At 64.8% G+C, this 19,607-nt stretch carries 17 protein-coding genes; 13 read left to right on the forward strand and 4 right to left on the reverse strand.

The features are described 5' to 3' along the window. The first annotated feature begins 204 nt into the window (after positions 1–204). The 6 genes from AC3WL2_RS17105 to prpD all read left to right on the forward strand — a co-directional run bounded on the left by AC3WL2_RS17105 (position 205) and on the right by prpD (position 8,647). Positions 205–921: a GntR family transcriptional regulator gene (locus AC3WL2_RS17105; protein WP_102683264.1), complete on the forward strand. Its 717-nt coding sequence runs from the start codon at positions 205–207 to the stop codon at positions 919–921. Further along, positions 918–1,808 carry a methylisocitrate lyase gene (gene prpB, locus AC3WL2_RS17110; protein ID WP_038706441.1) on the forward strand — a complete coding sequence of 297 codons (891 nt, stop codon included), beginning with the start codon at positions 918–920 and terminating at the stop codon, positions 1,806–1,808. The genes AC3WL2_RS17105 and prpB overlap by 4 nt, the downstream gene beginning before the upstream one ends. Before the next feature lie 114 nt (positions 1,809–1,922). Continuing rightward, positions 1,923–3,050, forward strand: coding sequence for a bifunctional 2-methylcitrate synthase/citrate synthase (gene prpC / locus AC3WL2_RS17115; RefSeq protein WP_102683265.1), 1,128 nt, complete (start codon positions 1,923–1,925; stop codon positions 3,048–3,050). 156 nt (positions 3,051–3,206) lie between these two features. After that, positions 3,207–5,795, forward strand: a complete 2,589-nt coding sequence (acnD, locus tag AC3WL2_RS17120) for a Fe/S-dependent 2-methylisocitrate dehydratase AcnD (RefSeq protein ID WP_102683266.1) — start codon at positions 3,207–3,209, stop codon at positions 5,793–5,795. 108 nt (positions 5,796–5,903) lie between these two features. Beyond that, positions 5,904–7,094 carry a 2-methylaconitate cis-trans isomerase PrpF gene (gene prpF / locus AC3WL2_RS17125; RefSeq protein ID WP_102683267.1) on the forward strand — a complete coding sequence of 397 codons (1,191 nt, stop codon included), beginning with the start codon at positions 5,904–5,906 and terminating at the stop codon, positions 7,092–7,094. A gap of 68 nt (positions 7,095–7,162) precedes the next feature. Beyond that, entirely contained in the window at positions 7,163–8,647 is a 1,485-nt protein-coding gene (prpD, locus tag AC3WL2_RS17130) for a 2-methylcitrate dehydratase (protein WP_102683268.1), read from the forward strand. A 183-nt stretch (positions 8,648–8,830) separates the two neighbouring features. Here prpD and acnB read toward each other — a convergent pair whose 3' ends face one another. Continuing rightward, a complete protein-coding gene (gene acnB / locus AC3WL2_RS17135; protein WP_102683269.1) occupies positions 8,831–11,440 on the reverse strand; it encodes a bifunctional aconitate hydratase 2/2-methylisocitrate dehydratase in 2,610 nt (869 codons plus the stop codon). A gap of 407 nt (positions 11,441–11,847) precedes the next feature. Here acnB and AC3WL2_RS17140 point away from each other — a divergent pair, with 407 nt between their 5' ends. Both AC3WL2_RS17140 and AC3WL2_RS17145 read left to right on the forward strand, forming a co-directional pair. After that, complete coding sequence (locus AC3WL2_RS17140; RefSeq protein WP_023630591.1) at positions 11,848–12,315, forward strand: DUF1289 domain-containing protein; 468 nt, start codon at positions 11,848–11,850, stop codon at positions 12,313–12,315. Positions 12,316–12,386: 71 nt separating this feature from the next. Then, on the forward strand, positions 12,387–12,992 hold the full coding sequence (locus AC3WL2_RS17145) for a hypothetical protein (protein WP_102683270.1): 606 nt from the start codon (positions 12,387–12,389) through the stop codon (positions 12,990–12,992). 8 nt (positions 12,993–13,000) lie between these two features. On the opposite strand, the gene queD is transcribed toward AC3WL2_RS17145, so the two are convergent. Next, positions 13,001–13,357, reverse strand: coding sequence for a 6-carboxytetrahydropterin synthase QueD (queD, locus tag AC3WL2_RS17150; RefSeq protein ID WP_023630589.1), 357 nt, complete (start codon positions 13,355–13,357; stop codon positions 13,001–13,003). Positions 13,358–13,410: 53 nt separating this feature from the next. Beyond that, positions 13,411–14,490 carry a patatin-like phospholipase domain-containing protein gene (locus AC3WL2_RS17155; protein WP_102683271.1) on the reverse strand — a complete coding sequence of 360 codons (1,080 nt, stop codon included), beginning with the start codon at positions 14,488–14,490 and terminating at the stop codon, positions 13,411–13,413. 194 nt (positions 14,491–14,684) lie between these two features. Between AC3WL2_RS17155 and AC3WL2_RS17160 the strand changes: the two genes are divergently transcribed. From AC3WL2_RS17160 to AC3WL2_RS17180, 5 genes are all read left to right on the forward strand, one after another. After that, positions 14,685–14,990: a PepSY domain-containing protein gene (locus AC3WL2_RS17160; protein ID WP_102683272.1), complete on the forward strand. Its 306-nt coding sequence runs from the start codon at positions 14,685–14,687 to the stop codon at positions 14,988–14,990. Next, positions 14,990–15,304, forward strand: coding sequence for a PepSY domain-containing protein (locus AC3WL2_RS17165; protein WP_102683273.1), 315 nt, complete (start codon positions 14,990–14,992; stop codon positions 15,302–15,304). Before AC3WL2_RS17160 ends, AC3WL2_RS17165 begins: the two co-directional genes overlap by 1 nt. Continuing rightward, positions 15,305–15,973, forward strand: a complete 669-nt coding sequence (locus tag AC3WL2_RS17170) for a response regulator transcription factor (protein WP_102683274.1) — start codon at positions 15,305–15,307, stop codon at positions 15,971–15,973. Then, complete coding sequence (locus AC3WL2_RS17175; protein WP_102690695.1) at positions 15,970–17,289, forward strand: sensor histidine kinase; 1,320 nt, start codon at positions 15,970–15,972, stop codon at positions 17,287–17,289. The genes AC3WL2_RS17170 and AC3WL2_RS17175 overlap by 4 nt, the downstream gene beginning before the upstream one ends. A gap of 240 nt (positions 17,290–17,529) precedes the next feature. Then, positions 17,530–18,687 (forward strand): HPP family protein, encoded by a 1,158-nt coding sequence (locus AC3WL2_RS17180; RefSeq protein ID WP_102683286.1) that lies wholly within the window; start codon positions 17,530–17,532, stop codon positions 18,685–18,687. Here AC3WL2_RS17180 and AC3WL2_RS17185 read toward each other — a convergent pair. Further along, on the reverse strand, positions 18,661–19,527 hold the full coding sequence (locus tag AC3WL2_RS17185; protein ID WP_102683276.1) for a LysR family transcriptional regulator: 867 nt from the start codon (positions 19,525–19,527) through the stop codon (positions 18,661–18,663). The two genes, AC3WL2_RS17180 and AC3WL2_RS17185, sit on opposite strands and share 27 nt — an antisense overlap. Between the last annotated feature and the right edge of the window lie 80 nt (positions 19,528–19,607).

Below are 19,607 nucleotides of genomic sequence, written 5' to 3' on the forward strand. Positions count from 1 at the left end.
ATGACAGACACACTATCCATGCTCCCGAAGGAGCGCGGCATTCTATCACGCCGGTGCCTTGACGCCAGCGCGCCCGCGATCTGACCGCGGGTGGGCTTGGTTAGTTCGTTATTAGACGATTGTCGACAATGTTCTTTTTGTCTTTGACTGTAGCTCTCTGTTTAGCTAGTTTTGCCGTCATTGATTTTAAAGGTGTCGACAATCATGCTGGATGCATCCCAGGCCGTGGCACTGCCGCAGGACGAGACCGAGACCCTCTCGGAGCATGTCTTCCGGCGTATCCAGGCCGCCATCGTCAAGGGCGAGATCGCCCCCGGCAGCAAGATTTCCGAGCCTGAGCTTGCGCGTACCTACGGCATCAGCCGTGGCCCGCTGCGCGAAGCCATTCACCGCCTCGAAGGCCAGCGCCTGCTGGTGCGCGTGCCCCATGTCGGCGCTCGGGTGGTGTCGCTGAGCCACGCCGAGCTGATCGAGCTGTACGAAATCCGCGAATCGCTCGAAGGCATGGCCTGCCGCCTGGCCGCCGAGCGCATGAGCCAGGCCGCCATCGACGAGCTGCGCCATGTGCTCGATACCCATGAGCGCGATGCCGCGTTCCAGGCCGGGCAGGGCTATTACCAGCAGGAAGGCGACTACGACTTCCACTACCGGATCATCCAGGGCAGCGGCAACCAGACCTTGTACAAGATGCTCTGCGGCGAGCTGTACCAGCTGGTGCGCATGTACCGCATCCAGTTCTCCTCCACGCCCAACCGCCCGCGCCAGGCCTTCGCCGAGCACCACCGTATCCTCGATGCCATCGAAGCCCGCGACGGTGAGCTTGCAGAACTCCTGATGCGCCGCCACATCGGCGCGTCCAAACGCAATATCGAGCGCCACTACCAGGGTGCCGACAACAATAGCCCACGAGGTGAGTCATGACAGTGAAGAGCACGCCCGGCCAGCGTTTCCGTGACGCGGTCGCCGCCGAACATCCGCTGCAGGTGGTCGGGACCATCAACGCCAACCACGCCCTGCTGGCCAAGCGCGCCGGTTTCAAGGCCATCTACCTCTCCGGTGGTGGTGTCGCCGCCGGCTCCCTGGGCCTGCCGGACCTGGGCATCAGCGGCCTGGACGATGTGCTCACCGACGTGCGGCGCATCACCGATGTGTGCGACCTGCCGCTGCTGGTGGATGTCGACACCGGCTTCGGCGCCTCGGCCTTCAACGTCGCCCGCACTGTCAAGTCGATGAGCAAGTTCGGCGCCGCCGCCATCCATATCGAGGACCAGGTCGGCGCCAAGCGCTGCGGTCACCGCCCGAACAAGGAGATCGTCTCGCAGCAGGAGATGGTCGACCGCATCAAGGCGGCCGTGGATGCACGCAGCGACGACAGCTTCGTGATCATGGCCCGTACCGACGCCCTGGCGGTGGAAGGCCTGAACGCCGCGCTGGATCGCGCCGCCGCCTGCATCGAGGCCGGCGCCGACATGATCTTCCCCGAGGCGATCACCGAGTTGCACATGTACAAGACCTTCGCCGACCGGGTGAAGGCGCCGATCCTGGCCAATATCACCGAGTTCGGCGCCACGCCGCTGTACACCACCGAGGAATTGGCGTCGGTCGACGTGTCGCTGGTGCTCTACCCGCTGTCGGCCTTCCGCGCCATGAACAAGGCGGCAGAGAACGTCTACACCGCGCTGCGCCGCGACGGCACGCAGAAGAACGTGATCGACACCATGCAGACCCGCATGGAGCTCTACGATGCCATCGGCTATCACGCCTTCGAGCAGAGCCTCGATGCGTTGTTCGCGCAGAAGAAAGGGTAAGCGAATGCCCGTACCGGCCTGGTGAGAGCGGGCTTGCCCCGCCATCAGGCCGGTACAACCCGCCAGGATTAGCCAGCAAGACTTCGATAACAAATTCAAGAAAGGAGAAACACCATGGCCGAAGCAAAAGTACTCAGTGGCGCGGGCCTGCGTGGCCAGGTGGCCGGCCAGACCGCGCTGTCGACCGTCGGCCAGGCCGGTGCCGGCCTGACCTACCGCGGCTATGACGTGCGCGACCTGGCCGCAGGCGCCGAGTTCGAGGAAGTGGCCTACCTGCTGCTCTACGGCGAGCTGCCGAGCAAGGCCGAGCTGGCCGATTACAAGCACAAGCTCAAGGGCCTGCGCGACCTGCCACAAGCCTTGAAGGAAGTGCTCGAGCGCATTCCGCGCGATGCCCACCCGATGGACGTGATGCGCACCGGCTGCTCGGTGCTCGGCACTCTGGAGCCGGAGCTGACCTTCGACGCCCAGCGCGACAAGACCGACCGCCTGCTGGCGTTGTTCCCGGCGGTGATGTGCTACTGGTACCGCTACACCCACCACGGCGTGCGTATCGACTGCAGCAGCGACGAAGACACCCTCGGCGGCCACTTCCTGCACCTGCTGCACGGCAAGAAACCGAGCGAGCTGCACGTCAAGGTGATGAACGTCTCGCTGATCCTCTACGCCGAGCACGAATTCAACGCCTCGACCTTCACCGCCCGGGTCTGTGCCTCGACCCTGTCCGATCTGTACTCCTGCGTCACCGCCGCCATCGGCTCGCTGCGCGGCCCGCTGCACGGTGGCGCCAACGAAGCCGCCATGGAGCTGATCGAGCGCTTCCAGAGCCCGCAGGAAGCCACTGCCGAGCTGCTGCGCATGCTCGAACGCAAGGACAAGATCATGGGCTTCGGTCATGCCATCTACAAAGAGTCCGACCCGCGCAACGAAGTGATCAAGGGCTGGGCGAAGCAGTTGGCCGACGAGGTGGGCGACAAGGTCCTGTACCCGGTCTCCGAAGCCATCGACAAGACCATGTGGGAGCAGAAGCGCCTGTTCCCCAATGCCGACTTCTACCATGCTTCGGCGTACCACTTCATGGGCATCCCGACCAAGCTGTTCACCCCGATCTTCGTCTGCTCGCGCCTGACCGGCTGGGCCGCGCACGTGTTCGAGCAGCGCGCCAACAACCGCATCATCCGCCCGAGTGCCGAGTACACCGGCGTCGAGCAGCGCGAGTTCGTGCCGATCGAGCAGCGCTGAGGCAACGACCGCTGGGGCTGCCATGCAGCCCTTTCGCCGGCAAGCCGGCTCCCACAATGTCCATGCGTTGCTGTGGGAGCCGGCTTGCCGGCGATGGGGTGCGCAGCGCCCCCAAGGCCTGACCTGCAAACCGAATACCGTGAGCCTGATAACGATATGAACACCGCATTCCGCAAGAACCTGCCAGGCACCGCCCTGGACTACTTCGACGCCCGTGCCGCGGTCGAGGCGATCAAGCCCGGCGCTTACGACGGCTTGCCTTATACCTCCCGCGTACTGGCCGAAAACCTGGTGCGCCGCTGCGATCCGGCCACCCTCGATGCATCGCTCGAGCAACTGATCGAGCGCAAGCGCGACCTCGACTTCCCCTGGTTCCCGGCCCGCGTGGTGTGCCACGACATCCTTGGCCAGACCGCCCTGGTCGACCTCGCCGGGCTGCGCGACGCCATCGCTGAAAAAGGCGGCGATCCGGCCGCGGTCAATCCGGTGGTGCCGGTGCAACTGATCGTCGACCATTCGCTTGCCGTGGAATGCGGCGGCTTCGACCCGCAGGCGTTCGACAAGAACCGCGCCATCGAAGACCGCCGCAATGAGGACCGTTTCCACTTCATCAACTGGACCAAGCAGGCGTTCAAGAACGTCGATGTGATCCAGCCGGGCAACGGCATCATGCACCAGATCAACCTGGAGAAGATGTCGCCGGTGATCCACAACGACCGCGGCGTGGCCTACCCCGACACCTGCGTCGGCACCGACAGCCACACCCCGCATGTCGACGCCCTGGGCGTGATCGCCATCGGTGTCGGTGGCCTGGAGGCCGAAAACGTCATGCTCGGCCGCGCCTCGTGGATGCGCCTGCCGGAGATCGTCGGCGTCGAGCTGACCGGGCGCCTGGCGCCGAACATCACCGCTACCGACCTGGTACTGGCCTTGACCGAGTTCCTGCGCAAGCAGAAGGTGGTCGGCGCCTACCTCGAATTCCACGGTGCTGGCGCCAGCGCGCTGACCCTGGGCGACCGTGCCACCATCTCCAACATGGCTCCGGAGTACGGCGCCACCGCGGCGATGTTCGCCATCGACCAGCAGACCATCGACTACCTCAAGCTGACCGGCCGCGATGACCAGCAGGTGCAGTTGGTGGAAACCTACGCCAAGGTCGCCGGCCTGTGGGCCGACAGCCTGGCCAAGGCCGAGTATGAGCGCACCCTGAGCTTCGACCTGTCGAGCGTGGTGCGTAACATGGCAGGCCCGTCCAACCCGCATGCCCGCGTGGCCACCAGCGACCTGGCAGCCAAGGGCATTGCTGGACAATGGCAAGAGGTGCCGGGGCAGATGCCGGATGGCGCGGTGATCATTGCCGCCATCACCAGCTGCACCAACACCAGCAACCCGCGCAACGTGATCGCCGCTGGCCTTATCGCACGCAACGCCAACAAGCTTGGCCTGGTGCGCAAACCGTGGGTCAAGTCGTCGCTCGCGCCGGGCTCCAAGGCGGTGCAGCTGTACCTGAAGGAAGCCGGCCTGGAGCAGGAGCTGGAGCAACTGGGCTTCGGCATCGTCGCCTTCGCCTGCACCACCTGCAACGGCATGTCCGGCGCGCTGGACCCGTTGATCCAGCAGGAGATCATCGATCGCGACCTGTACGCCACCGCCGTGCTGTCGGGCAACCGCAACTTCGACGGGCGTATCCACCCCTACGCCAAGCAGGCGTTCCTCGCGTCACCGCCGCTGGTGGTGGCCTACGCCATCGCCGGTACCATCCGTTTCGACATCGAGAAGGACGTGCTGGGCGTGGTCGACGGCAAGGAAATCCGCCTCAAGGACATCTGGCCGAGCGACGAGGAAATCGACGCCGTGGTGCGCGCCTCGGTCAAGCCCGAGCAGTTCCGCCAGGTGTACATCCCGATGTTCGCCATCGAGGAAGACAAGGGGCCGAAGGTCGCGCCGCTGTACGACTGGCGTCCGATGAGCACCTACATCCGCCGCCCGCCGTACTGGGAAGGCGCCCTGGCCGGTGAGCGTACCCTGCGCGGCATGCGCCCGCTGGCGGTGCTGCCGGACAACATCACCACCGACCACCTGTCGCCGTCCAACGCCATCCTGCTGGATAGTGCCGCCGGTGAATACCTGGCGAAGATGGGCCTGCCGGAGGAAGACTTCAACTCCTACGCCACCCACCGTGGCGACCACCTGACCGCGCAGCGCGCCACCTTCGCCAACCCCAAGTTGTACAACGAGATGGTGCGCAAGGACGACGGCAGCGTGAAGCAGGGTTCGCTGGCGCGCATCGAGCCGGAAGGCAAGGTGACCCGCATGTGGGAGGCCATCGAGACCTATATGCAGCGCAAGCAGCCGCTGATTATCGTTGCTGGTGCCGACTACGGCCAGGGTTCGTCCCGTGACTGGGCGGCCAAGGGCGTGCGTCTGGCGGGCGTCGAGGCGATTGTCGCCGAGGGCTTCGAGCGCATCCACCGTACCAACCTGGTGGGCATGGGCGTGCTGCCGCTGGAGTTCAAGGCGGGTACCGACCGCAAGACCTTGGGCCTGGACGGCAGCGAAACCTACGACGTGCTGGGCGAGCGCAAGCCGCGCGCGACGCTGACCCTGGTGGTCACGCGGCGCAACGGCGAGCGCGTCGAGGTGCCGGTGACCTGCCGCCTGGATACCGCCGAAGAGGTATCGATCTATGAGGCGGGTGGGGTGTTGCAGCGCTTTGCCCAGGACTTCCTGGAAGGCACTGCATAACGCAGATGAATGCATAGCGGTTCGTGGGAGCGGGCGTGCCCTGCGATGGCCAAGACATCGCCATCGCGGGGCAAGCCCGCTCCCACGGACGGATAAGGAACAATAACCATGGCACATGCACCACAGGTAAAAATCCCCGCCACCTACATCCGTGGTGGTACCAGCAAAGGCGTGTTCTTCCGGCTGCAAGACTTGCCCGAGCGCGCGCAGGTCCCAGGCCCGGCCCGCGACGCCCTGCTGCTGCGGGTGATCGGCAGCCCCGATCCGTACGGCAAGCAGATCGACGGCATGGGTGGCGCCACCTCCAGCACCAGCAAGACGGTGATCCTGTCTAAAAGCATCAAGCCCGACCACGACGTCGACTACCTGTTCGGCCAGGTCTCGATCGACAAGGCCTTCGTCGACTGGAGCGGCAACTGCGGCAACCTGTCCGCGGCGGTCGGCTCGTTCGCCATCAGTGGCGGTCTGGTCGATGCAAGCCGTATTCCACGCAACGGCATCGCTACCGTGCGGATCTGGCAGGCCAATATCGGCAAGACCATCATCGCCCATGTACCGATCACCGAAGGCGAGGTGCAGGAAACCGGCGATTTCGAGCTCGACGGCGTGACCTTCCCGGCCGCCGAGGTGCAGCTGGAGTTCCTTGACCCGGCCGCCGACGAGGAGGGCGGGGGCGGGGCGATGTTCCCCACCGGCAACCTGGTCGACGACCTTGAGGTGCCGGGCGTCGGTACCTTCAAGGCGACCTTGATCAATGCCGGTATCCCGACCATCTTCGTCAATGCCGCTGATATCGGCTATACCGGCAGCGAGTTGCAGGACGCCATCAACGGCGATGCCGCCGCGTTGCAGCGTTTCGAGACCATCCGTGCCCATGGTGCCGTGCGCATGGGGCTGATCGAACATATCGACCAGGCCGCCGGGCGCCAGCACACGCCGAAAGTGGCGTTCGTCGCGGCGCCGAGCACCTACACTGCCTCCAGTGGCAAAGCCGTGCCTGCCGAAGAGATCGACTTGCTGGTGCGTGCGCTGTCGATGGGCAAGCTGCACCACGCGATGATGGGCACCGCAGCGGTGGCCATCGGTACCGCCGCGGCGATTCCCGGGACGCTGGTCAACCTGGCTGCCGGTGGCGGAGAACGAAGTGCCGTGCGTTTCGGCCATCCGTCCGGGACACTGCGGGTCGGGGCCGAGGCGCGTCAGGTGGACGGGCAATGGACCGTGACCAAGGCAATCATGAGCCGAAGCGCTCGGGTGCTGATGGAGGGCTGGGTGCGCGTGCCCGGTGATAGTTTCTAAGGCATCAGTAGTGCTCGGCATTCGTTGAGCGGGGCCGCTTTGCGGCCCCTGTTATCAAGGAGCCACGAATGAGCGCAAACGTAGACCTCAACACCCGTCCCGACTACGACCAGGTCCTGCAGACCCTCGCCGACTATGTGCTCGGCTACCGCGTCGAGTCCTCCGAGGCGCTGAACACCGCCCGCCACTGCCTGATGGACACCCTGGGCTGCGGCCTTTTGGCCCTGCGCTTTCCCGAGTGCACCAAGCACCTGGGGCCGTTGGTCGAAGGCACGATTGTCCCCCACGGCGCCCGCGTGCCAGGCACCAGCTACCGCCTCGATCCGGTCAAGGCGGCCTGGGACATCGGCTGCATCGTCCGCTGGCTGGACTACAACGACACCTGGCTGGCGGCGGAGTGGGGCCATCCTTCGGACAACCTTGGTGGCATCCTGGCGGTCACCGATCACCTGTCGCAAAAACGCGTGGCCAATGGCGAGGCGCCCCTGGCCATGCGCGAGGTGCTCGATGCCATGGTCATGGCCCACGAGATCCAGGGCGTGCTGGCGCTGGAGAACTCCTTCAACCGGGTTGGCCTGGACCATGTGCTGTTGGTCAAGGTCGCCTCGACAGCAGTGTGTGCCAAGCTCATGGGCGCCAGCCGCGAACAATTGCTTTCGGCACTCTCTCACGCCTTCGTCGATGGTCAGGCCCTGCGCGCCTACCGTCATGCGCCCAACGCCGGCTCGCGCAAGTCGTGGGCGGCGGGGGATGCCTCCAGTCGTGGCGTGCGCCTGGCCGATATCGCGCTGCGCGGCGAGATGGGTGTGCCCGCTGCGCTGACCGCCAGGCAGTGGGGGTTCTACGACGTGTCGTTCAGCCACACCAACAAGGACCTGGCGCTCAAGCCCGAGGCGCGGCGTGAACTGCGCCTGCCGCAGCCGCTGGGCAGCTATGTGATGGAAAACGTGCTGTTCAAGATCAGCTTCCCCGCCGAATTTCATGCCCAGACGGCCTGCGAAGCTGCGGTGATCCTGCACCCGCAGGTGCGCAACCGCCTGCACGAGATAGACCGCATCGTCATCACCACCCACGAATCGGCGATCCGCATCATTTCCAAGGAAGGGCCGCTGGCCAATGCCGCGGACCGCGACCACTGCCTGCAATACATGACGGCGGTGCCGTTGATATTCGGTGACCTGGTGGCCGAGCACTACGAAGATGCCTTCCATGCCGCGCACCCGAGCATCGACCGCCTGCGCGAGAAGATGGTGATCGTCGAGGAACCGCGCTTCAGCCGCGAGTACCTGGAGGCCGACAAGCGTTCCATTGCCAATGGCGTGCAGGTGTTCTTCAAGGATGGCAGTCACACGCCGCAGGTGGTGGTGGAGTACCCGATCGGGCATCGACGCCGGCGGAAGGAGGGGATGCCGTTGCTGGAGGCGAAGTTCAGGGAGAACCTGGCGACGCGCTACGTGCGCCAGCGCTGTGAGGAAATCGTGGCGTTGTGCAAGGACCAGGCGAGGCTGGAGGCCATGCCCGTGCACAGGTTTGTCGATCTGTTCGTGATTTGATGTTGTCTGTTGCGGCCTCATCGCTGGCAAGCCAGCTCCCACAGGTTTAGCGCAGACCTTGAGCACTGCGCGATCTTGTGGGAGCTGGCTTGCCAGCGATGAGGCCGGCGGTTCTAACAAAAAAGCCCCGGTATCGCTACCGGGGCCTCTTCTTACCACTTGTAATTTACCACTTGCAGCTGCTTACGCCTGAACCACCGGGATCTTGGCGTTGGCCGCGGCTTCGCGGAACTCGGCGATCTGGTCGAAGCTCAGGTAGCGGTAGACGTCGGCAGCCATGCTGTCGATGTCCTTGGCGTACTGCATGTACTCTTCAACGGTCGGCAGCTTGCCGATGATCGAAGCGACAGCAGCCAGCTCGGCCGAGGCCAGGTACACGTTGGTGGCGTCGCCCAGACGGTTCGGGAAGTTACGGGTCGAGGTGGAGACCACGGTCGAACCGGTCTGTACACGTGCCTGGTTACCCATGCACAGCGAGCAGCCTGGCATTTCCATGCGCGCGCCGGCCTTGCCGTAGATGCCGTAGTAGCCTTCTTCGGTCAGCTGGTGAGCGTCCATCTTGGTTGGCGGGGCCAGCCACAGACGGGTCGGGATACCGCCCTTGACCTTGTCCAGCAGCTTGCCGGCGGCGCGGAAGTGACCAATGTTGGTCATGCACGAACCGATGAACACTTCGTCGATCTTCTCGCCCTGTACCGAGGACAGCAGGCGGGCGTCGTCCGGGTCGTTCGGCGCGCAGAGCACAGGCTCCTTGACGTCGGCCAGGTCGATTTCGATGATTTCGGCGTATTCGGCATCGGCGTCGGCCGACAGCAGCTCAGGCTTGGCCAGCCAGGCTTCCATGGCCTGGGCGCGGCGCTCCAGGGTGCGGGCATCGCCGTAGCCTTCGCCGATCATCCAGCGCAGCAGGGTGATGTTGGACTGCAGGTATTCGGCGATGGCCTTCTCCGGCAGCTTGATGGTGCAACCGGCGGCGGAGCGTTCGGCCGAGGCGTCGGACAGCTCGAAGGCTTGCTCGACGGTCAGGTCGTTGAGGCCTTCGATCTCCAGGATGCGGCCGGAGAAGGCGTTCTTCTTGCCTTTCTTCTCGACGGTCAGCAGGCCTTTCTGGATAGCGTAGTAAGGGATGGCATGGACCAGGTCACGCAGGGTGATGCCAGGCTGCAGCTTGCCCTTGAAGCGCACCAGGATCGACTCCGGCATGTCCAGCGGCATGACGCCGGTGGCAGCGGCGAAGGCCACGAGGCCCGAGCCTGCCGGGAACGAGATGCCGATCGGGAAGCGGGTGTGCGAGTCGCCACCGGTGCCGACGGTGTCAGGCATCAGCATGCGGTTCAGCCAGCTGTGGATGATGCCGTCGCCCGGGCGCAGCGACACGCCGCCACGGGTGCGGATGAAGTCTGGCAGGGTGTGGTGGGTGGTGACGTCGATCGGCTTCGGATAGGCCGCGGTGTGGCAGAACGACTGCATTACCAGGTCGGCGGAGAAGCCCAGGCACGCCAGGTCTTTCAGCTCGTCGCGGGTCATCGGGCCAGTGGTGTCCTGGGAACCGACGGTGGTCATCTTCGGCTCGCAGTAGGCACCTGGGCGCACGCCCTGGCCTTCCGGCAGACCGCAGGCGCGACCGACCATCTTCTGCGCCAGGGTGAAGCCCTTGGTCGAAGCGGCAGGTTGCTCTGGCTTCTTGAACAGGTCCGATGGGGCCAGGCCCAGCTCAGCACGGGCTTTCTCGGTCAGGCCACGGCCGACGATCAGCGGGATGCGACCGCCAGCGCGGACTTCGTCCAGCAGCACTTCGGTCTTCAGCTCGAAGCTGGTGACCAGTTCGTCGCTGCCGTGACGGCGTACTTCACCTTTGTAAGGGTAAACGTCGATGACGTCGCCCATGCCCAGGTTGGTGCAGTCGAATTCGATCGGCAGGGCGCCGGCGTCTTCCATGGTGTTGTAGAAGATCGGGGCAATCTTGGTGCCGAAGCAGAAACCACCGGCGCGCTTGTTCGGTACATACGGGATGTCGTCGCCGAAGAACCAAAGCACCGAGTTGGTGGCGGATTTACGCGAGGAACCGGTACCGACCACGTCACCGACGTAGGCGACCGGGAAGCCCTTGGCCTTGACCGCTTCGATCTGCGCCAGCGGGCCGACCGAACCAGGCTGCGAAGGCTCGATGCCGTCGCGGGCCATTTTCAGCATGGCCAGGGCATGCAGCGGGATGTCTGGGCGCGACCAGGCGTCCGGGGCAGGGGACAGGTCGTCGGTGTTGGTTTCGCCAGGCACCTTGAACACGGTCAGGGTGTACTTGTCGGCGATCGCCGGGCGCGAGGTGAACCACTCGCCGGCAGCCCAGGATTCCAGCACGGCCTTGGCGTGGGCATTGCCAGCCTTGGCTTTTTCGGCCACGTCGTGGAAGGCATCGAACATCAGCAGGGTGTGCTTGAGCTGTTCGGCCGCGACGGCGCCCAGTTCGGCGTCGTCCAGCAGCGCGACCAGCGTTTCGATGTTGTAGCCACCCTGCATGGTACCCAGCAGCTCGGTGGCGTGCTTGCGGTCGATCAGCGGCGACTTGGCTTCACCCTTGGCGACAGCGGAGAGGAAAGCGGCCTTGACGTAGGCGGCTTCGTCCACTCCTGGCGGAACGCGGTTGGTGATCAGGTCTACGAGGAAGGCTTCTTCGCCGGCCGGCGGGTTTTTCAGCAGCTCGACCAGGCCTGCAGTTTGTTCGGCGTTCAGCGGCTGGGGCACGATACCCAGAGCGGCACGCTCTTCGATATGTTTGCGGTAGGCTTCAAGCACAGTTATTACCCTCATCAGTGGTCCCTAAAGGGAGTCCGGGACGCTCATCCAGCATTCTCCTGCACCCATGCGCTTAAGACGGCTTTTTGAGCCGGCAAGCCAGGGTCGCAGAGAATCCTTACAGAAGCTGTTTTCAAAGTTTTACGCCTGTAGAACGGAAGGCTGATGAGGGGTTGGCCGTGGCCATGCGCTCGCATGGACAGGGCCAACGCCGTTCTACCGGATGAACTGTGCTCGTGACGCTTTGAAAACAGCTTCCAACGGACATGGTTGCCTTGAAAAGGCGGAGTGATTCTACGGCAAAAATTAGCCGAAAGTAAGGCGGCGAAGAAGACTTTAACGGGTGACCCTGGTTAGACAAAGGGCTAACATGGGGCCGTGTTCCACCGCCAAGCCGTTGTTTTTTCATGTCCAACCAATCCATCAAGACGCCTTGCGTCGGCCTCTGCTCTACCGTCTACGGAGACCTGGTTTGCCGCGGCTGCAAGCGCTTCCACCACGAAGTGATCCACTGGAATGGCTACGACGACGAGCAGAAGCGCGCCGTGTGGCTGCGCCTGGAGCAACTGCTGGTGCAGGTGATGATGGCCAAGCTGGAAGTGTTCGACAAAGCGCGCTTGCGCGAGCAGCTCGAACAGCGTTCGATCCGCTATGTGGCACAGCAGTCGGAATATTGCTGGGCCTACCAGCTGATCGCCCGCGGGGCGCGGATGATTCGCGACCTGGAGGCCTACGGGATGGCCTTGCTGCCGGAGTTCCGCGACTGGGAGCTGCCCCAGCTGCGCGACGCCATCGACCGGGAATTCTTTTTGCTCTCCGAGGCGCATTACCAGCGCTACATCGCGCCGGCGTTTCTGCAGCAGATCGGTGAGTAACCTGTTTCCCTCTGCCTTGCGTGGGCAGGTCTGGCGAGGATGACTCTCTACTCACGGTCGGGAGAGTCATCTTGAGTTACTACCAGTTCCAACCCATGTTGTGTTTCAACGCACGCTGCTGGTGGCAGCATGAGGACAAGCGCCTGGATTGTCGCCACTGGCCGCCGGCGGCCTCCGAGGCAATGCCTGTCTGGGTCACGTTCGACAGCGGCGACCGTGATGATGGGTGGGTACGATGCGAGCCCGAGCCGCCGCGCCAGTCCGATAAAATATTGTGCAATACGTTCTGGTTCGGCGTGTACGCGCTCGGCGAGCAGTACGCCTACGACATCCGGCCGGCTTACTCGGGAGCCACGTTGGAGCTCTGGCCAAGGCTGGAGCGGGTGCTGGATACCAACATCGATGGCTACCTGGGCATGTACGACGTGCCGACCGAGCCCTACCGGTGGTATGAGCCTACGGCGCCGCTTTGGCAGCTGGAAGGCCTCGATCCTGCAAGCTTGGCGTCTGGCGCACGGCGCTGCAATCTGCAGTGGTACAGCCCAAAAGGCAAGGCCGTGCGGCGCATCAGCGATTTGACCCGGTCGTACCTCGATGATTGGAAAGGGGTCAGGGGAATGGTAAGCCTGGAGGTGCACGAAGTGCCCGTGCCGCCACACCCTAGGCCGAAAACCTGAGCGGCTGTTCAGTCCCCGGTGTACTCGCACCCGCTGGTGCAGGTCTCGTGAATGCGCACCTTCGACAGTTCCGGCAGCAGCGGCTTGACCTGATCCCAGATCCACTTGGCGATCACTTCGCTGGTGGGGTTTTCCAGGCCGGGAATATCGTTAAGGTAGTTGTGGTCCAGCTGCTCGTAGATCGGCTTGAAGATCGCCTTGATCTCGGAGAAGTCGCGGATCCAGCCGGTGTGCGGATCGAGCGGGCCGGTCAGGTGCAGGGCGACCTTGAACGAATGGCCATGTAGGCGGCCGCACTTGTGGCCGGCAGGGACGTTGGGCAGGCGGTGGGCCGATTCGAATGTGAACTCTTTGAAAATTTCCACGCTGGCATAACTCTGTGTGAATCAACGATGCGCGCAGTCTACCAGCATGCCCGCTACAAGGCTTGCAACTGATCCTGCAACCGCCCGGTGGCGATCAGCTCCAGCAGTTCGTCGCCCAGGCGCCGGCTTTCGGCGATGGCCTTGTACCAGTAGCGCTTGCGGCTCGGCGCATCGCCCATGAAACGCTTGAAGTCGTTGCGATCCGGCAGCTTGCCGTAGGGCAGGGCGGCGAGGTACTGCGGCGACGGGGTCATCAGCAACACATTCTGCAGGCGTGTGGCGTTGCCCTTGCGCCAGGGCAGGGCCTTGTCGAACCAGCCGGGCACCACCTTGTCGGTGAAGTGCGGGTAGAGCACCAGGTCGTCGCCCCGGTAGGGCAGGTCCAGGTGGTAGTCGAGCAAACCGCCGTCGCGGTAGGTGCCGGCACCCGCGCCGGGGATGTCGCGCACACCCTCCATGACCATCGGGATCGAGCCCGAGGCGAGCAGGGCGTGGCGCAGGTTGGCCAGGTCCAGCGGTAGGCTGCGCGAAGGGAAGTCGGTGAGCGCCTCCAGCGGCGGCGCGGCACGTTCATCGTGCAGGATAACCCGCTCGAAGTGCCGCGCCAGGTGCGAGCGGCCCAGCAGGTTGCTGGCGATCACCGAGCCCAGCCCCACCCCCAGGCGTGCGCGGTGGTCGTGGGCGAGTTGGCCGTGGCTCTTCACCACCAGGATGTTCAGGCGATAGTGCGGGTTGGCGAGGATCTGCCCATCGCGGCCCTGCAGCAGGTCGTCGAGCATGCGTTGGCAGCTCTGGCTGATTTCCCTGGGGGTCACGCCCTTGGCGAAATCCTGCTCGGTATACAGCTCGCCCAGGCGGCGGATGCCGGCCACCGGGTCGTCGAGGCAGGCACTGGCGAAACGCCAGGAGCCGATCGAGGCGCCGATCAATGCCCGTTGCCGTGGTGCCGTCGGCAGCCATTCACCGAACAGCGCCAGGTCCAGGCCCTGGATTCCCAAGGGCTTGGGGCCACCGGCGGCGCCCGGCAGCACGCCGACATCGGCGGCCAGCAGGCCGCGCTCGCGGATCTGCCGCAAGGCGCGCTGGCCGGCCTTGAAGGTCAGGGCGGGGTACTTGATGTGGATGGCGCTCATGGCGGGGTCTCGGGCAGGGCAGGCGGACAGTATAGGGCTTTATCGCGAGGCGGCGATGCCATCACCGCCCCACGTGGCCGCGACAAGGTCGCAAGCTGCGCTATCATGCGGCCAGCTGTTTTCAGGTTGAGTTAAGGACCGGTGGTTAATCTTAACCCCGTAGACAAATTGCACATCTCGCAGGAGAGAACCTCATGAAAACTTTGACTGCCCTTGTTACTACCGCCGCCCTGATGCTTGGCGCGAGCGTTGCCTTGGCCGATGTGCCGGCTCACGAGATCAGCGGCCTGGAAAAGGCAGGTACCGTTCAGTCGTTGCAAAAAATCGCAGACATCGCCAAGGCCAAGCACCCCGGCTCCACCATCAAGGATTCCGAGCTGGAAAACACCTATGGCCGTTATGTGCTCAAGGTCGAGCTGCGTGATGCGCAGAACGCCGAATGGGACGTGGACGTTGATGCCAAGACTGGTGAAGTGCTGCGGGACGCTCGGGACAACTGATGAGCGATCTACCGCGAACGGCGCGCTATCTTGCCTTTGCGCTGTTGACCGTCTGTTCGCTGGCCGCCGCGCGCGACCTGGACCAGGATGAAGCCCTGGAGCTTCGGCAAAAGGGCATCATCCTGCCACTGGAGCAATTGCTCGAAGCCGCCCTGGGACGTTACCCCGGGGCACGGCTGCTGGAGGCGGAGCTGGAAGAGAAGCACGAGCGCTACGAGTACGAGGTCGAACTGCTGACCCCGGCAGGCGTGGTGCGCGAGATCAAGCTCGACGCCCGCACCGGCGCGCTGCTCAAAGACGAGGAAGACGACTGAATGCGCCTGCTGCTTGTCGAGGACAATGTCCCCCTGGCCGATGAACTGACCGCCACCCTGCAGCGCCAGGGTTATGCCGTGGACTGGCTGGCCGATGGCCGCGATGCGGTGTACCAGGGCCAGAGCGAACCCTACGACCTGATCATCCTCGATCTGGGCCTGCCTGGGCTGCCGGGGCTCGAAGTGCTGGGGCAATGGCGCGCGAGCGGCCTGGCCACCCCGGTGCTGATCCTCACCGCCCGTGGCTCCTGGGCCGAGCGTATCGAGGGACTCAAGGCCGGGGCCGACGACTACCTGAGCAAGCCCTTCCACCCCGAGGAGCTGCAACTGCGCATCCAGGCCCTGTTGCGCCGGGCCAAGGGGCTGGCCAACCAGCCGAAACTGGAAGCGGCCGGCCTGCATCTGGACGAGTCGCGCCAGTGCGTGAGCCGTGAGGGTGTCGATGTCCAGCTCACCGCCGCCGAGTTCCGTCTGTTGCGCTATTTCATGCTGCATCCGGGGCAGGTGCTGTCCAAGAGCCACCTGGCCGAGCACCTTTACGACGGGGAAACCGAGCGTGATTCCAATGTGCTGGAAGTGCACGTCAACCACCTGCGGCGCAAACTGGGGCGCAGCGTGATCGAGACCCGCCGCGGCCAGGGCTACGTGTATGCCGGGAGCGCCGCGTGAAGTCGATCCAGGCGCGCCTGAGCCTGGGCCTGGTGGCGGTACTGGTAGTGGTTGGGCTGGCCCTGGCGCAGTTGACCCTGTGGCTGTTCGAGGCGGGCCTGCAGCGTTACCTGGAAGCTGGCCTGCGCAAGGAAAGCGAAAACCTGCTGGTGGCGCTGGTGCGTGGCCCGTCCGGCCTGCAGTTGGACGAGCGACGGCTGTCGGCAGCCTACCAGCAGCCGTTCTCGGGCTACTACTTCCGCATTGATTTCGACCAGGGTACCTGGCGCTCCCGATCGTTATGGGACATGGACATGCCCAAGCCTGGCAAGCCCGGCCTGGACGATGGCCACGAACTCGGTCCCGACGGCCAGCAACTGCTGGCCTATCGCGGGGACTACCGGCGGCTCGGCCAGGACATCTCAATCAGCGTGGCCCAGGACTACTCACCGGTGCGTGAGGGCTTTCGACGCATGCAACAGATCGGCCTCGGCCTGGGGCTGGTAGCGTTGATAGTGGTACTGGTGCTGCAACGCCTCACCGTGACCCGCTCGTTGGGCCCGCTGGAGCGGGCGCGCCAGCAGATCGCCCAGTTGCAGCAGGGCCAGCGCTCGCAACTGGACGCCGAAGTGCCCAGCGAACTGCAACCGCTGGTGGACCAGATCAACCACCTGCTGACTCATACCGAAGACAGCCTGCGTCGTTCGCGCAATGCCTTGGGCAACCTCGGTCATGCCTTGAAAACGCCGCTGGCGGTGCTGATCAGCCTGGCTGCCAGCGAACGCCTGCAGGCGCTGCCCGAGGTGCGCGCGCAGATGCGCGAGCAACTGGAGCAGATCCAGCAACGCCTCGCCCGCGAACTCAACCGCGCGCGCCTGGCCGGCGATGCCTTGCCTGGCGCGCAGTTCGATTGCGACGCTGAACTGCCCGGGCTGCTGGCGACGCTGGGGATGATCCATGGTGAAGGCTTGCTGCTCGAACGCGACGCGCCGCCCGGCCTGTTGCTGCCCTGGGACCGCGAGGATTTACTGGAGCTGCTCGGCAACCTGCTGGACAACGCCTGCAAATGGGCCGACAGCGAGGTGCGCCTGGGCATCGCGCCCACCACCGAGGGCTACCAGTTGATGGTCGATGACGATGGCCCGGGCATCCCTGAGGCGCAACGCCTGCAAGTGCTCGAGCGCGGCTCGCGGTTGGACGAGCAGGTCGATGGCCATGGCCTGGGGCTGGGCATCGTGCGCGACATCGTCGAGGCCTGGGGTGGGCGCATTGCGCTGCTGGAAAGCCCACTGGGCGGGTTGCGAGTGAGTATCGAGCTGCCCCGCAAGGTCCGCTGAATCAATCCGTTCCTGCCGAGGGACCGGATCAAGCCTGCAAAAAAATTGCAGTACAGCCGCAGTTTTTTGAATTGGCCCAGCGCCACCCGCGCCCGGCACAATGCCGGCCACGAAACCTTGCGGTTTCCATCTCTCCAAGGAAGGAGCCCCTTGCGCCACTGCATTGCGCAACACAGGGCCCAGGCCGGTCGCGCTGGGCTTTCTTTTTACAATCAGAAGAACACGATCAAAATCACCTCGATGTCTGTCTCGCGTCCCGAATCCCGCCTGCAGCGCCTGCTGCCGGCGCCCCTGAACATCCCTCCCCGAGAATGGTTGCGAGCAGGCCTAGGCGCGCTGCTTGGACTGTTTCTTGCGGGTTACCTGTGCAGCCTGGCCTATGGGCCATCGATCGCCCTGCATTTGCTGGGGCCGCTGGCAGCCTCGGCGGTGCTGGTGTTCGCCGTGCACTCGGGCCCGTTGGCCCAGCCCTGGCCCGTACTGGGCAGTTATGCGTTGGCGGCTGCCGTGGGCCTGGCCATGCGTCACGCATACGGCGATGGGTTGTGGGTCGCGGCCGCGGCGTTGGGCATCGCCATCCTGGCGATGTGCCTGCTGCGCTGCCTGCACCCGCCCGGTGGCGGCGTGGCGGCCAGCGCCGTGCTGGCCGACCCGGGGTTGGTGGCCATGGGTGACCACCTGCTCGAGCCGGTATTGCTCAATGCGCTGATCCTGGTCGGCGTGGCCGTGCTCTACAACCGCCTGACCGGCGTGCGCTACCCCAAGGGCGCGGCTCCGCGCCGCGACCTGCACCACACCCACGACGCGCTGCCGGGCGAGCGGGTCGGCATCTGCGCCGCAGACCTGGACCAGGCCCTGGAGGAGATCGGCGAGTTCGTCGATGTCACCCGTGACGAGCTGGAGCGGATCATCCTGGCCACCGAGCAACACGCCCTGCACCGTAGCCTGGGCGGCATCACCGCCAGTTCGGTGATGTCCCGCGACGTGCAGTGGGCAACGCCGCGCACCACCCTCGAACAGGCCTGGAGGCTGCTGTCCGGCCATCACCTCAAGACCCTGCCGGTACTGGAAGAGGGGCGCTTGGTGGGGATCGTCAGCCTCAGCGACCTGGTCGGCCCGGCCATGGCGCGTGGGCGTTTCAGCTGGCGTGGCCTGTTCCGGCGCAAGGTGGTGCGCTTGGAACAGGTGATGAGCCGTCGGGTGGTCAGCGTCGGCAGCCAGCATCCGCTGGAGCGCCTGTTACCGTTACTCAGTGAGCAGGGGCTGCACTGCCTGCCGGTGCTCGACGATGAAAAGCTGGTGGGGGTGATCACCCAGACCGACCTGATCGCCGGCCTCAAGCGGCACCTGCTCACTGCCGCGGCGCAGGGCTCAGATCACCGGGTCCCAGCGCTGTGACCAGTCGCTTTCGCCAGCGGCCACCAGCCGGCGCAACACGCTGAAGGCCTGCTGCAACGCCTCGCTGTCGCGCTCGCGGGCATGCACCAGGAAGGTCGGGTAGGTGAACTCCGGCGCCTGGGGCACGCGCTCGAACACCCCGCTTTGCAGGTAGGCCTGGACCACCCGGGTGCGGAAATAGCCGCTGCCGCCGTGCTCGAGAATGAACTGCAGGGCCAGGGGCCCGAGGTTGAAGCTCAGGGCCGGGCGCGACAGCTCGGGCAGGGCGGCGTCGTGCTGGCGGCGGAAAGCTTCGCCCCAGTCGATGTAGATGTACGGATCGGGCGCATCGACCCGGCGCACACGGATCAGCTTCTCTTCCATCAATTGCTCGACTTGCAGGCCAGGACCATAGGTCGGTTGGTAGACCAGCGCGGCGTCGAGCAAGCCCATCTCCACCTTGCGCAGCAGTGCTTCGCCATCGCTGACCTCGCTGCGGATGGCATGGCTGGGCAGGCCCTGGTGCAAGGCGCTGACCCAGTCGAGCAGCATCGGATTGCCCAGGCTCACTTCGGCGCCCACATGCAGCACCAGCTGGCAGCCCTGGGGCAGCGGCAGGTCACGGCGCGCCGCCTCCCAGGTCTGCACCAGCTGGTTGGCATAGCTGACGAAAGCCTCGCCGTCAGCGGTCAGGCTGGCGCCGTTGCGGCTGCGCACGAACAGCTGGCAGCCCAGTTGCTGCTCCAGGCGCTGCACGCGGGCGCTGATCGCCGTCTGCGAGACGAACAGCCGTTCAGCCGCGGCGACCAGGCTGCCGCAGCGGACGATTTCCAGGAAGGTACGGGCCTGATCGATGTCCATGGTGCTGCTTCTGTGGCTGGAGAGGCGGCCTATTCTAGAGCCATTGCACCTGTTTGGGGCGCTGGTTCAGCCACGTGCCA

It is taken from the genome of Pseudomonas sp. FW305-96 (assembly GCF_058783825.1).